Origin of the sequence: Spirillospora sp. NPDC048819 (assembly GCF_040650055.1) — a bacterium.
Lineage (GTDB): Bacteria > Actinomycetota > Actinomycetes > Streptosporangiales > Streptosporangiaceae > Spirillospora.
Genome location: NZ_JBEZGN010000004.1, coordinates 385169 through 398720, shown reverse-complemented (window position 1 = coordinate 398720; position 13552 = coordinate 385169). Strand labels below are relative to the sequence as shown.

At 66.7% G+C, this 13552-nt stretch carries 10 protein-coding genes; 6 read left to right on the top strand and 4 right to left on the bottom strand.

Features of this window, described 5'->3' with window-relative positions:
- Window positions 1–984 precede the first annotated feature (984 nt).
- Both AB0C35_RS09435 and AB0C35_RS09430 read left to right on the top strand, forming a co-directional pair.
- Entirely contained in the window at window positions 985–1866 is an 882-nt protein-coding gene (locus tag AB0C35_RS09435; RefSeq protein ID WP_358452413.1) for a helix-turn-helix transcriptional regulator, read from the top strand.
- On the top strand, window positions 1863–2057 hold the full coding sequence (locus AB0C35_RS09430; protein WP_358452411.1) for a DUF397 domain-containing protein: 195 nt from the start codon (window positions 1863–1865) through the stop codon (window positions 2055–2057). Before AB0C35_RS09435 ends, AB0C35_RS09430 begins: the two co-directional genes overlap by 4 nt.
- A 75-nt stretch (window positions 2058–2132) precedes the next feature.
- Here the strand turns inward: AB0C35_RS09430 and AB0C35_RS09425 are convergent, their stop codons facing one another.
- Both AB0C35_RS09425 and AB0C35_RS09420 read right to left on the bottom strand, forming a co-directional pair.
- Window positions 2133–2429, bottom strand: coding sequence for a hypothetical protein (locus AB0C35_RS09425; RefSeq protein WP_358452409.1), 297 nt, complete (start codon window positions 2427–2429; stop codon window positions 2133–2135).
- A gap of 514 nt (window positions 2430–2943) precedes the next feature.
- Entirely contained in the window at window positions 2944–4992 is a 2049-nt protein-coding gene (locus AB0C35_RS09420) for a DUF262 domain-containing protein (protein ID WP_358452408.1), read from the bottom strand.
- A gap of 275 nt (window positions 4993–5267) precedes the next feature.
- Between AB0C35_RS09420 and AB0C35_RS09415 the strand changes: the two genes are divergently transcribed.
- Window positions 5268–7337: a UvrD-helicase domain-containing protein gene (locus tag AB0C35_RS09415; RefSeq protein ID WP_358452406.1), complete on the top strand. Its 2070-nt coding sequence runs from the start codon at window positions 5268–5270 to the stop codon at window positions 7335–7337.
- On the opposite strand, the gene AB0C35_RS09410 is transcribed toward AB0C35_RS09415, so the two are convergent.
- Window positions 7315–8829, bottom strand: a complete 1515-nt coding sequence (locus AB0C35_RS09410) for a serine/threonine-protein kinase (protein WP_358452404.1) — start codon at window positions 8827–8829, stop codon at window positions 7315–7317. The genes AB0C35_RS09415 and AB0C35_RS09410 overlap by 23 nt on opposite strands.
- Before the next feature lie 90 nt (window positions 8830–8919).
- Window positions 8920–10956, bottom strand: coding sequence for an N-6 DNA methylase (locus AB0C35_RS09405; RefSeq protein WP_358452402.1), 2037 nt, complete (start codon window positions 10954–10956; stop codon window positions 8920–8922).
- A 230-nt stretch (window positions 10957–11186) separates the two neighbouring features.
- Here AB0C35_RS09405 and AB0C35_RS09400 point away from each other — a divergent pair, with 230 nt between their 5' ends.
- The 3 genes from AB0C35_RS09400 to AB0C35_RS09390 are packed head-to-tail and all read left to right on the top strand — an operon-like array spanning window position 11187 to window position 13259.
- Window positions 11187–12035: an RNase H family protein gene (locus tag AB0C35_RS09400; protein ID WP_358452400.1), complete on the top strand. Its 849-nt coding sequence runs from the start codon at window positions 11187–11189 to the stop codon at window positions 12033–12035.
- Window positions 12036–12052: 17 nt separating this feature from the next.
- Window positions 12053–12754 carry a DUF4352 domain-containing protein gene (locus tag AB0C35_RS09395; RefSeq protein ID WP_358452398.1) on the top strand — a complete coding sequence of 234 codons (702 nt, stop codon included), beginning with the start codon at window positions 12053–12055 and terminating at the stop codon, window positions 12752–12754.
- Window positions 12755–12767: 13 nt separating this feature from the next.
- Window positions 12768–13259: a hypothetical protein gene (locus AB0C35_RS09390; RefSeq protein WP_358452396.1), complete on the top strand. Its 492-nt coding sequence runs from the start codon at window positions 12768–12770 to the stop codon at window positions 13257–13259.
- Window positions 13260–13552: the final 293 nt, after the last annotated feature.

The window sequence follows — 13552 nt, the reverse complement described above, 5'->3', positions numbered from 1 at the left end:
GTACTGTCCTTCTTCGCCGACCCGCACCTGGCCTACATCACCACATGACGGGCAAACGACCCTCAAGTCTGGAAACCCAAGATCTCCTTAGATCAATGAAGCCGCGGACAATGCCGGGCAGTTCGACTGGTCCGCGCTCGTTCGCGAGAGCCCCGGTTCGCCGCACCTGGAACGCGAACGTGACGGTGAGACGGGCGAGACTGAGAGGCGGGGCGATGGCCGACAGCCGTCGCGGGGAGCGGGCGGCGGCTGGGAGACATCCTAAGTCGACCGCGCGGGCGAGTCCGGGAACGGGCAGATCGTGGGCAGGCTGCCTCCGGTGGAGGGAACCCACTTGCTCGTGGCGGCACTGGTCCTGACAGGGCTTCATTGGCTGCATGCGATGAGTGAGCCAGATAGGCGAGGACGGCAGGCGGAGCAGGCGCCGTACTCGGGTCCGGGTCGTGCAGCGTTCGGATGCTGGACGGGTGGCGGTCGGCGTGGGTCGTATGTGACGGCGCCACAGATCCGGCGGGACGTGGGAGCTGGGAGTCGTCTCGACGCGCAAGGCCACTCACCGCCCGTGATTAGTGGTGTTGGCCGACCCTGACTTGGGCGCACCGTGGTGATTAAAGCTGGGTGGACCATCCTTTCGCTGACGTCGGTGGCCAGGGCGGGTGACCATGAGCGTCCTGCGGCCGCAAAGCCCCGCGCTCCGCGTCGGCTTGCGACTTGTCCTGCTCGCGAGGCGCTGGCGGGGCGACCTGCGGACGTAACTCGCGAATCCGGCTAGACCTGGATACTTGGGCTCATTTCTTGAGGTTTCCGCCAGGTTCGGGCGGGTGAATCCGTCACGTGCGAAAGGTGCACGTGCGGATATTGGCTGGGGCGTTGTCGTGTCGAGTGTTTGACCGAGCGTGACCTTATGATTGCTCGATAGTGGTCGAACACAGAGAGTTAGTGATCCGAACGGACCGTGACAGACGCGATATCGGGAGGACGGCAATGCCGAGCCCCTACGTCCGACGCCGCCGGCTGGCGGCCGAGATCCGCAAACTCCGCGAGAGCCGTGGCCTGACCACCGATGGCCTCGCCCGTCTCCTGTACTACTCCCGCACGAAGGTCTCCCGGCTGGAGAACGCCCAGGGCCGACCAGACCTGACCGAGATCATGGACATCCTGGATGCCCTCGAAATCACCGGCGGCCAGTACGATCGGCTCTGCCAACTGGCACGCGAAGCGGGACAGAAGGGCTGGTGGGACCGCTACGGCGTGTCCATGGGGCCCCGTCAGAAGCTCTACGCGGACCTCGAGTACAGCGCCAATTCTGTACGTGACTACAACCAGACCGCGATGCCTGCTGTGTTGCAGGCCCCCGAATTCATCTCGGCGCTCGTTGAGCTGGACGAGTGCCAGGGGCGGCTCAACTACGTCCCCGAGCGCATGGCTGAGGCCCGGATGCGGCGGCAACGCGAACTACTCCGGCCGGGCGGCCCGTCCTACGAGACTGTCCTCGACGAATGTGTGATTCATCGACTCGTCGTGCCGCCACAGGCGATGATTGCCCAGCTTCGTCACATGATCCGGGTCGTCACGGAGCAGAACCGCATTTCCATCCGCGTGCTCCTGCACGACGCCGGCATCCCAGGCGGCTTTCTCCCGCAGTCGTCGTTCTACCTCTACACGTTCGCTGAGCCAGGCGACTCACCCATGGCGGTAGTCGACACCGTTACCACCGACCTCGTACTCACCCAGCGAGGCGAGGTAGACCGATATACCAGGATGTACGACCGCCTCCGACAGGCCGCGCTGTCCCGGGAAGACAGCATCGCCTTCCTCGAACAGGTAGCCAACCGGCGTACCGACGAGACAGGATCGGAGACATGACCAAGGAATTTCACGGCTGGCGCAAGTCCGGTCACAGCAACCCGGACGGCGGATGCGTCGAGGCGGGCCGTGCCACCGACGGCACGATCGGCGTCCGCGATACCAAGCTTCATGGCAGCGGCCCGACCCTGGAGTTCACCAGGGACGAATGGCGGATGCTCCTCCACAAGATCCGTACGGAAACTCCCTGACCCCCAAGAACATCAACGGCCTTGAGGCGAGCCTCTCGCCTCAAGGCCGCTCGTGTTTTCCTTGGCCGTCCGCGCTCATCTGCTCGGATGCCGCGGCCCTTCATCCGGTGGCGGATCTAGGATCGTCTTGTACGGCTCCCCTGTCTCCATCGCCCGCGCCATTGCGTCATGGACGTCCAAGATCAGCGCCTTCGTTCGGGCAAACCGGTCGGGATCATTGCGCTGGAAGGCCCCGAAGCTGTCCATGATGTAGTCGACATCATCGTGGCCAAGGCCGTAGAGGTGGAAGTACGCGGCATCCAACTCGGCCCGCATCACGAACCGCCGCCGCCTGGCCCGCGCCGAGGGGGTTCGCAAGCGGGTGGCGGTCAATTCGTTGACAGGTGTATGAGGAGACCGGCCACGAGGTACGGCGTGCTTCCTACGACGAGACCTCCGAGGACGGCCATGGCGATGCTCGTTCTTCGGCTCTGTGGCATGAGCCTTGCGCCGAGGAATCCAGCCAGCCCGATGACCACCGCAAAGATCGTCGTTATCGGAGAGAGCAGGAGAGCAAGCACCGCACTCAACCCGAAAATGAGCCGAACACCAGGCGAGGCAGGGAGCGGCATTACCGGCACCTTCTTGAGGACTACGAGTGCTTCGCAATGTATTTGTAGTGTAGCGGCTGGCCGTGGGGCTGCTTGGGCGGTCCGCTGATGCTTTCCGTCGACGTCCCCGATCCTTGGGCGGAGATCCACCTCATTCGTCCATCGACCTTGCGGCACTGCCCAAGGGGTGCGGCTAGCCTCCCGATCCAGCTCGGTGGCTTCCTACTGTTCGGCGATCCCGACGGGTGACGGCCGCCTACCCCATCCCTTTATCAGGACGCCGTACGCAGGACCGGCTATGAAGCAGTTTCGGACGTCGGTAGCCGGTCGCTGTTGATCAGTTTTTCGAGGCGGTGAGCGAGGCGCTGTTTGCGGCCCTCGTAGAAGTCAACGAATCCTGTGAGGTTTTCAGGCATCAGATCGAGGTCGTTCTGTGCCTTGTACTGCTCTCGTTCGGCCTTGGTCGGGAAGTGATTTCCATTGAGCCATTCCCACGGCCAGCGGTTGCTCTTCTCCACGTTCGGCGTTCCGGCGAGAAGTTGGAGGTTCGGCAGGCCGTTGACCCGGGAGGCGTATTCATCAAGTTGCTCGGCCGGGATGCCGGCCTTAGTGAGGGCGCTCCTGGTGAACCTCGATCGGGGGAAGATGTGGTCCTCATGAATCTCCTGGGCCAGGTTGAGGCCCGGATAGAGGATCGCCAGGACGGGGAACGTACGCGGTTTTCCGTAGCTCAATTCGAGGAGCTCGTCGATTTCCTCGGGGGTAAACTTGAGTTCCTTGCCGCGCGAGGCCATCACGGATTCGATCGGGGCGAGCGGAAAGCCACCGCCCGGGTTGTCCCGGATGGCTCCCTGGATATGGCGGAGCAATGTATCGAGCCCGGAGCCCCAGATGCCACGCTTCAGCAGGCTGCGGAACACCCATGCACGTACGATGGCCCGATCGGCTGCGTGTGCGCTCGCGGTGAGGTATCCATCCTCATGCCCACGTGTGTGCAGGTAATACGCGACTGGGATGACAACGCTGCCGGCGCTCAGGTTGCGACCGGTAAGGCCGAAGGACGCGAGCAGGCCGGCCGCACGCAGAAGACTGGCGCGAATCTCTGTCCAGCCCTTCTCCAAGCGGCTCATATTGGCCTGGGTGAAGTTGGAGATCTTGAACTGGAAATCAGGGGCTTCGGTCAACATAAGCCCGGTCTTGAGTACCAGGTCCTTGCTGAATTCGAACTGCCCCGGCCCGTCCGCCAGGTCAGCGACCAGCGAGCGGATCTCTTCGCGGGCATCCCGCTCTTGCCACTGATTCGTGGCCATGGACAACAGCAGGTCCGAGTTCGAAAGCTTGGTGCCCCCGCTGTTCACGCGGACGAAGATGTCCAGCACCCGATCAGGATCCTGGCTGTTCTCCTGGAAGGCGTTGATGACCGGTTGCTTTCGGATTCCCTCGTAAAGTCCGTAGAGCCGCTTAAAAGCTCCCGAAGAACCCGGGGTACCGTTGATGCCGCGCTTCTCCAGTTCGGCCATGATGGCGGGGCCGCTATCGGCGAGGGACAGGACGTCCCCAACTCTGAACCAGGCGAGGGCCCCCTCGGTCTCCTTGGTCGCATCCTCATCGACAAGGAACTGGAGGTCATAGCTGAGACCGAGTTCCTCGTCCCCTTGCTCGCCGAGCAGGTTCAGGAAGAGCCGCTTCTTCGGATAGGCATTCGGATTGTCGACCCATTTGCGCGGCAGGCGTTCGGCATGGCTTCCGTAGAGCCCGATGTTGAGGGCCGTCAGCCGCTGCTGTCCATCCAGGACAGCAATGGCATCGTACCCTTTGGGAACTGTTGCCTTTGGTGCATAGGGGTTACTTCGCTCGTGGTAGTCGGTCAAGAAGTCGTAGAAAGTGAAGTTGCCCGCCTGCTCCTTCTCCAGGCTCCACAGCAGAAACGACCCAAGAGGGTAGCCGCGCATCAAGCTGTCGAAGAGGGCACGGATCTGATCGGTGTTCCACACGAACTCGCGCTGGATCGCGGGCAGCATCCAAGCCTTCTTGTGAATCTTCGCCAGTGCATCCTCAACGGTTATCGGGGGCATGAAAACCATGGGGCACTCCTTCATCGCATCCGCCGGAGGTGAACCGCCACGACGGCGGTGGGCCCTGTCGGCGCCGAACGGTTCCCACGGAACCCTAGTGAACTGCACCGACAAATCAGTACCGAACGCTTGACGCAGCTCCAGGCATGCACCTCGCCACACCACCCCAAACATCGCAAATCGCCAACTGGTCCACCGATCAGGCAGAGCTTCGACCGTGGAGGGCTCGGCCGGTGAGAGCCCTGCTTCCGAGAAGGACGGCTCGTTCATCGGCGGCGATCAGTTTCGCGCGGGGTGCCGCCCGGGACGGCCCGGAGCGTCCCGGCGCATGTTCCGGTTCGCCGATCGCTTGCAGCGCGACCTGGTGGCACGGCTCTTTGATGAACCGGTCGCCTGGGGCGACCGTACACCACGCTCCGCAGGAATCCGTGGTTGTCCGGAGGTGGTCGGGGGGTTGTACGGGGTTCAATCATCTTGGGGTGTGGGGTGCTCCTAGGATGTTCGGACCTGACGGCGGGTCAGGTTGGGTGAAAGGGCGGTGCGGGGTGGCTGAGCTGGCTATTGCGGACTCGTTCATGCCGCAGTACGCCAAGTTGGAGCCCAAGGTGCGCAAGGGCGTGGACGCGGCGATCGGGAAGTTCGCCGAGCACACGCATGCGGGGCTGCATCTGGAGAAGCTCAACAACGCGAAGGACCCGCGGATCCGGACGATCCGGATCGACCAGTTCTGGCGCGGGGTGGTGCTGGCGCCGGAGAAGGGCGATGTGTACTGCCTGCTCGCGGTGATGCCTCACGATGACGCGATCGGGTGGGCGCGGAGCAAGAAGTTCTCGGTCAACCAGGCGATCGGTGTGCTGGAGGTGCGGGACCAGGTCGCGCTGGAGGAGATGTCACCGGCGCTGGAGAAGGCCGCTGAGCGGACGGTCTTCCGGCTGCTGGGGCATGTGTTCGAGAAGGATCTCGTGCGGCTGGGAGTCGACAAGGAGATCATCCCGATCGTCCAGTTGCTCACGGAGGACTCGCATCTGCTGGCCCTGCAGAAGTTGCTGCCGGAGCCGCAGTACATCGCGTTGCTGGCGCTGGCGCAGGGAATGAACGTCCAGCAGGCGTGGGAAGAGGTCGCCAAGTGCTTGCCGGCTGAGGAGAAGCCGGAAGCCGTCGATCCCGATGACCTGGTCACCGCCATGCGGCGGACGCCTGGGCAGGTTGTTTTCGTCAATGGGCCTGAGGAGCTGCGGGATATTCTCGCGCACCCCTTTGACACCTGGCGGATCTTCCTGCATCCGGTTCAGCGGCGGGTTGCGTTGAGGCCGTCTTATAGCGGGCCCGCGCAGGTTACGGGTGGGGCCGGGACGGGGAAGACCGTGGCGGCTCTGCATCGGGCGAGGTTTCTCGCGTCCAAGGGTGGGCGGGTTCTGCTGACCACGTTCACACGGAACCTGGCGGAAGCACTGGAAAAGCAGCTTTCGTTGCTCGTTGACGACCCTGATGTGCGGGAAAGGGTCCACGTCAAGAATGTGGACTCCGTTTCCTACGAGGTTGTGGGAAGGCACCACAAGCCGGTGGTCGCCGGGGCCGATGTGCTCGATCCGCTTAAGGAGGAGGCTGCGGACGGGACGCCGTTCTCACCGTCGTTCCTCACCCGGGAGTGGGAGCAGATCATCCTGGCGCAGAGGCTGGAGACGGAGGAGGAGTACCTCGCGTGCACGCGGGCGGGGCGCGGGGTTCCGCTGGGGAAGGCGCAGCGGTCGGTGGTGTGGCGCGCGGTCCGGCACGTGGTGGACGGGCTGGCGGCCGAGGGGAAGTCGACGTTTCCGCAGCTTGCCAACGAGGCGGCGGAACTGGTCGTGGGGCCCGAGTACGACCATGTGATCATCGATGAGGCGCAGGACATGCACACGGCTCAGTGGCGGCTGCTGCGGCGGCTCGTCGCGGAGGGGCCCGATGACCTGTTCATCGTCGGGGATCCGCATCAGCGCATTTACGACAGTCATGTGTCGCTGCTGAGTCTCGGGATCAATGTGCGAGGGCGCAGCACGAAGCTGAAGCTGAACTACCGGACCACGCAGGAGATTCTGTCCTGGTCGGTACCTCTGCTGGGGTTGTCGCCGGCTCAGGGGCTTGACGACTCCGCGGACACGTTGGACGGGTATCGGTCTCCCATTCATGGGCGGCGTCCGGTCGTGAAGGATTATCCGGACCAGGATGCGGAGATGGACGGGCTCGTTGAGCAGGTACGGGCCTGGCTGGACGCCGATGTGGAGCCCAGCGCGATCGGTGTAGCGGCCCGGTACGTGTGGGTGGCGAAGAAGGCTGCGAAGCGGCTTAAGGAAGAGGGCATCACGGCATATCAGGTGCCCAGTAAGTCGCCGGGGGTGCAGGTCGGGTCCATGCACAAGATGAAGGGCCTGGAGTTCCGGTGCATGGCGGTCATCGGTGCCGATGAGAAGTCGATGCCTGCGGCGAAGGCCATCACGCCGGAGGGCGAGGACGCGAAGGCGCACGCGCAGGACATCCAGAAGGAGCGGTGCCTGCTGTTCGTGGCCTCCACGCGGGCACGGGACCATCTGTACGTGTCGTACGCGGGTTCGCCTAGCCCGTTCCTGCCTGATTGAGGTCGTCCAGGAGGGTCCGGAGGCCGGGTATCTGTGGGTGGTCGTCGCCGTAGAGGCCGGTCAGGTCGGCCAGGAGGTCGGTCAGTTCTTTGCGGGCCTGGTCCGTGTGGCCTGCGGCGAGTTTGAGGCGGGCTATTCGTTCGCGGATGCGGAGGGTCAGGGTGTCGTAGGGGCTGCCGCTTGAAAGGTCGTCCAGGAGTTCCTGCAGGTGGCTGAGCGCGGTGACGGTTGCGCCGAGGTGAGCCTGGCAGATCGCTTCTTGTTCGCGGCAGTTCAGGACGTGGGGGTCGTCCGGGCCGTACAACTCGGCCAAGGCGACCGCGGCGACGCGGTAGGCGTGGACGGCCCGGCGGTAGTCGCCGCCCCGGAAGAGCACATCGGCGAGGTCCAGGCGAAGCCCCATGTACTCCGGGTCTTCTTCGCCGAGGGCCACGCGAGCCGGTTCGGTCAGGTCGGAGAGGAGTTCCGCCGCCTGGGTGTAGCGGCCCTCGTCGGCCAGGTCGCCTGCTTCCGCGCGCGCTTGGACGATCTCGTCGAAGGTGGGGAGTTCGACTCGTTCCGTGGGTGCTTGCGGGCGCGGAGCCGTGCCGGTGATCTGGATCCGGCTGATGGCGTTGGCGTAGAGGTGGGGCGGGGCGACTGTGTCGACGATGCCTGGCAGGGGTTCGAGAGAAGAGACGAACTCCAGAAGGCGTCGGTAGACCTCGTCGGCGTTCGCCGGGCGGTCGGCCGGTTGTTTGGCCAGGAGCTGCAGGACGAGTACGTCCAGACCGGGCGGGACGTCGGGACGCAGGTGGCGGGGTGGGATCGGGTCCTCGTCTTCGTGGCGGCGCATCACCTCGTACGGGGTGTTGCCCGGGAAGACGCGGCGGCCCGTGAGCATCTCGTAGAGGACGCAGCCGAGGGAGTACAGGTCGCTCTGCGGGCTTGGGGTGCCGTACACCTGCTCCATGGCCGTGTAGCCGGGGGTGTAGGGCGCGCCCAGGCCGGTGGTCGTTCGGCGGACGTCGCCAGGGCCGAGGCCCACCGCGGCACCGAAGTCGAGGACTTTGACCGAGCCGTCTGGGCAGACCATCAGGTTGCTGGGTTTGAGGTCCCTGTGCACCAAAGGGCGTCGGTGTGCGACGTTCAGCACGGCGCATACCTGGGCGGCTATGAGCGCGGCCCACGAGATGGAGAGTTTCTCCTCCGCGTCCAGGACGTGGTCGACCGTCATGCCCTCGACGTACTGCATCACCAGGTAGAAGCAGCCGTCGTGGCTTCCGAAGTCGTAGACGGTCGGGACTCCGGGGTGCTCGAACCAGGCCGTGCTGCGGGCCTCCTGCTCGAAACGCCCGACGAGTGACTCGTCCGAGACGCGGGTGAACTTGACCGCGAGGCGCCGGTCGAGGAAGCGGTCGTAGGCGCGCCACACCTCGCCCATCCCGCCGCGCCCGATCGCCTGATCGAGTTCGTACCGTTCGCGTTCCCCGAGGAGATCGCCCCGCCGCAAAACCCACCTCCTCAGGGCCGTGCCCGCCCGCAGCGTACTAGCGTCCCGCGCGGGGTGGCGGGGAACATCGTCGATCGGAGGGGCGCAGGGTCAATCGGAGGGGCGCAGGGTGCCGGCGCCCAGTCCTTCGAGGCCGAGGCGCAGGACGTCCGCGCCGAGGTCGTAGGTTTCGCGGAGGGCGGACTCCAGGTCGGTGAGACGCCGGAACGCCTCGCCCAGTTCGGTCTGCTCGTCCAGTGTGAGGCGGGGCAGGCGGGCGCGGCGGACGTCGAAGCGGGCGGACGAGGTGGAGCTGCGGAGGCGGGCGCCCTGTGCGCCTAGCAGCAGCCAGCCCGCGACGAAATCGGGGGCGGCGCGGGTCGGTTCGACCCGGACCAGGGCCAGGCCGGGGCCGAGGACGGGGGCCTCCTCCCCTGGGCCGAGGACGGGGCCGCCCTCCCCCATGCCGAGGGCGGGGCCGTCCTCCGTCATGACGCGGGCGACGGGGTGGCGGGCGGAGAGGGACACCACGACGTCGCCGGCGGTGATCGTCACGTGGTCGCCGTCCGGTGCGGCCGTTCCCGTGGGTGCGCCGCCTTGGGCGACGTCTTCGAGCGTCAGGACGGGGACGGTTCCTTCGCCGATCCTCACCTTGGGAGGGGGACGGAGTATCTGGAGCACGCCCGCCTTGGCCAGTTCACCGATCGTCGTCATCGGGACGTCGTCGCGCGCCTCGGCCTGGGTGAGGGCAGAGAGCCCGGCGACCGATTCCCGTAGTTCGGCGGTCTTCGTCAGCAGGACCTCGTGTGCGGCGGTGAACGAGCCCTCGGAGGCGGGTGCGGTCCGCTGGGGAAGGTAGCGGGCAGGCGTGAGGTCTACCTCGTCGTCCAGCAGGTCGATGATACGTATGACGACGCTTGCGTCCGTTCCATCGCCCTTGCCCTTGTTGTAGCGGCGCCAGGCGTTCAAGGCGACCTTCGGGAAGTTCTCCGCATCGGCCGAGGTGTCGACCATCAGGACGTCGTCCGCAGGGGTGTCGCCAGGGGACGGACGGCGGAGAACCCACACGGCGAGCGCGACCGCCATGTTCGGCACCGCGCCTGAGGGGAGGCCGATGACGGCCCTGAGCGCCCCGCGGCGGAGAAGTTCCGAGCGGACGCGGCGTCCCGAGCGGCGGTTCGCGACAGCGGGCGGCATGAGGAGGACGACCGTTCCGCCGGGTCTGACGTGTGCGAGGCCGTGTTGCAGCCACGCCAGTTCCGATTCCATGCGGGGCGGTAGGCCGTACTCCCAGCGGGGGTCGCCGGTCAGCTGCTCGTAGCCCCAGCCGCGGTCGTTGAAGGGCGGGTTGGTGGCGACCAGGTCGACCGTCCGTCCGGGGAAGGCGTCGGCGAGGAGGGAGTCGCCCGAGTGGATCTCGGCGGGGGCGCCGCGCAACGCGAGCTGGATCGCGGAAAGGCGTGCGGTGGTGTCGTCGATCTCCTGGCCGAGCAGTTCTTCGACGTCCTTGAAGAGCTCGTTCGCCATGCCCAGGTACGCGCCCGTCCCGCAGGCGGGGTCGAGGACGGTGCGGGCGGGGCCGCCCAGGTCGAGCATCAGCCGGACGACCGGCTCGGGGGTGAGGTAGACGCGGCGGCTGTGGTGCTCCAGGTAGCGGGTGCGGAGGAATTCGAAGGTCTCGGCGACGCCGAGTTCGTCCACGAGCTGGGAGAGGGCGCGGACGAGGGGGACGGCGTCGGACGGCGGGCCGTCCGGCATCAGGACGGTGTGGGCGCGGACGGCGTCGGGGAGGGCTGCGGCGATCTTCTCGTCCGGGGCGGACGACAGGTCCCGCCAGTGGCCGGGGTCGGCGCGCAGATAGAGAAGGAAGGCACCGGCGAAGGTGAGGACGTCGGCGAGTTCGACGTCGCCGTACGCGGCGGCGCGGAGGGTCTGCCAGACGCGTTCGCGGACGGGTGAGTCGGTGAGCTTGCCCTGGCCGCGGAGCCAGTCCTCGACGTCGGCGAGGGAGAACGTCGGGCTGACCGCGGTGCCGCCGACCGGCTGGGGGAAGTCGTCGTGGCGGCGGCGCCAGTTGCTCACCGCGGCCCGGCCGACCGCGGCCAGCCGCGCGATATCGGCCGCGGTCACCGTCGCGTCGTTCGGCACGGGCACTCCCATCAGCGGACAAGCCTCGATGATCTCCACCCTAGCGCCTACCACGGCTGATGTGCCGGTTGATCTCGTTCACGCCGCCGCCACACCCGTCGTCCAATGAAGCTGTTGTGAACGATTGTTTTTCGGTTGATTGCGTTCACAGCTATCTATGTGGTTTGCTGTGTACAGCCGATCCGCTTCCCCCGAGATCAGCGGAGTTGATCCCGATGCTCGTCCCGACGATGTCTCTGCGAGAGTTCGATGACGCCCAGACCCGCATGCCGCCCGGCCTCGCCGAGCGCACCCAGCGGATGCGCGCCTGCGCCACCCGTGCCGCCTGGTGCGGATGCTGCGGCGTCGCGCGCCGGCTGCTGTGGCTGTGCTTCGCCGCCGTCCGGCACGGCGACGACGAGATCGCGGAAATGCTCGTCACCGAGGCCGAGCACTACATCGGCGGCGGGCGGCACCCCCGGACCTGCCCGCAGGCGCCGAAACCCGCGGTGCGCGGTCGGAGGGCGCCGGCGGAGGGGCGGGTGCCCGGCTGGTCCGGGTTCCCGGGCGCGCTCGTCGCCGCGACGGACGCGAGCTGGAAGCGGGGCACCTGCGGGATCGGCTACGTCGTCAGCGACGGCCGGTGGGGCATGCGCGGCTGGACGCTCGGCCCACAGGACCCGACCGGGCCCCGCAGGGTGCTGGTCAGCGAACTGCGCGCCGTGGGCCTGCTGCTCGACCGCGTCGAGGACGGCCGGGACCTGGTGCTGCTCGTCGACAGCCTGTCCGCGCTGCGTTTCCTGCGGGCGTGGCGGCGCGGCGACACCGGCCTGATGCCGGACGGCTACGACCTGTCGCCCCGGCGATCGGGGGCGGCGCCGTCGCTGGTCCGGCTGGCCCGGCAGGTCGTCGGACGGCCCGGGCTGCGGCTGGAGCACGTCAAGGGCCACTCCGGCCACCCGCTCAACGAGACCGCGGACTCCCTGGCGTCCATCGCCCGGCGCCGCGTCACCGAGACCTTCGATTCCAACGCCCGCGCCGAGGGCCTCGTCGAGGCGTTCCTGCACGCGTGGCACCGCACCGGCGGTATCGCCGCCTGAACTTCCAGGAGAACGAGATGAGCCATGACCAGTACGGCCCGTACGGCGGCCGCCGCCCCGGCCCGCCCCCGCCGATGCCGATGCCCGCGTACGCGGTGCCGCCGCAGAAGCAGCGCGGCAAGGGGTGCCTGTACGCCTTCATCGGGGGCGTCGCGACGCTGTTCCTGATGGTGTCGTGCGCCGCGATCGTGGCCACCGGCGGCAGCACGTCCGACCCGGCGGCCACGTCCGGCGACGAGCCGGCGGCGTCCGCCCCGGCCAAGGGCACCGCGGGCGGCGACCAGGGTACGGAGAAGAAGCCGAAGAAGGCGGTCACCAACGGAATCGGCCGCGAATACCGGGACGGGAAGTTCGCCTTCACCGTCACCAAGGTGAAGAAGGGCGTGAAGAAGGTCGGGAACGAATACTTCGGCGACAAGGCCCAGGGGCAGTTCGTCATCATTTACGTGACGGTGAAGAACATCGGCGACAAGGCCCGGACGTTCACCCACCACAACCAGACGCTCATCGACACCAAGGAACGTGAATTCGAGGCCGACCCGGAGGCTTCGCTGTGGACGACCCAGGACAGCAAGTCGTTCCTGCAGCAGATCAACCCCGGCAATTCGGTCAAGGGCAAGCTCATCTACGACGTCCCGCCCGGAACCAGGCTCAAGGCCATCGAACTGCACGACTCGATGTTCTCCGGCGGCGTCACCGTCCCGCTCGGAAACCGCTGACCGGAGCCGGGACGTGCGCGCCACCGTCACCTTCGCGAGCCGCGACGAGATCGCCGGCCGCCTCCGGGACGACGTCTGGGAGGCGGTCCGCGCGATCCTGAACGGATGCCCGGAGCGGGCGGACCGGGAACGCCTCCTGGACGACGGACGGCTCGCCCTCGGCAACCTCCTGGACCCGGCCAGCACGGGAACGGTGGATCTGATCGGGTCGACGGCGCGGGCCGTCCGCCGGCTGGCCGGGGAAGCGGACGCCGCCGATCCGGAGGCGTACGTTCGCCGCTCGCCCGTGACCGCCCGGATCGTCGAGGCATTCCTCGCCGCTCTCCGGGACCGTTTCCTCCTCCTCGACGTGGGGGCACTGCACCGCGCCCCTTCCGGCTGGCCTGAGTCCTGGACGTGGGAGACACGTGACCACGCCGAGTTCCACCGTGTCCTCGACCGCCTCGCCCCTCTTGTGACCGCCATCGAGATCTCAAACCCATCAATTCGCCCAAATGTTCGATAAGCATCCCAGTCAAGATCCATTTACTTGCGGCGCGGATTATGTCAGAGGCCCCTCTTACGCTCCTCTCACCCGATGCGCCCGGCCGTACAACGGAAGGTGCCCGTATGGACGTTCTGTTCGAAGAGGAAGACGAACCCGCAGGTGAACCCGCGCGACGGCTCGATGGGCGGCCACTGGAGGACGAACGGCCGCTGGAGTTCGAATCCGCCGGATTGAGTGTCTATGAACCCTCCTTTCCGGCGCGAGTTGCGGCATTCCTCCGATTTGCCCCGATCATCGAAACGGTCCGCGCC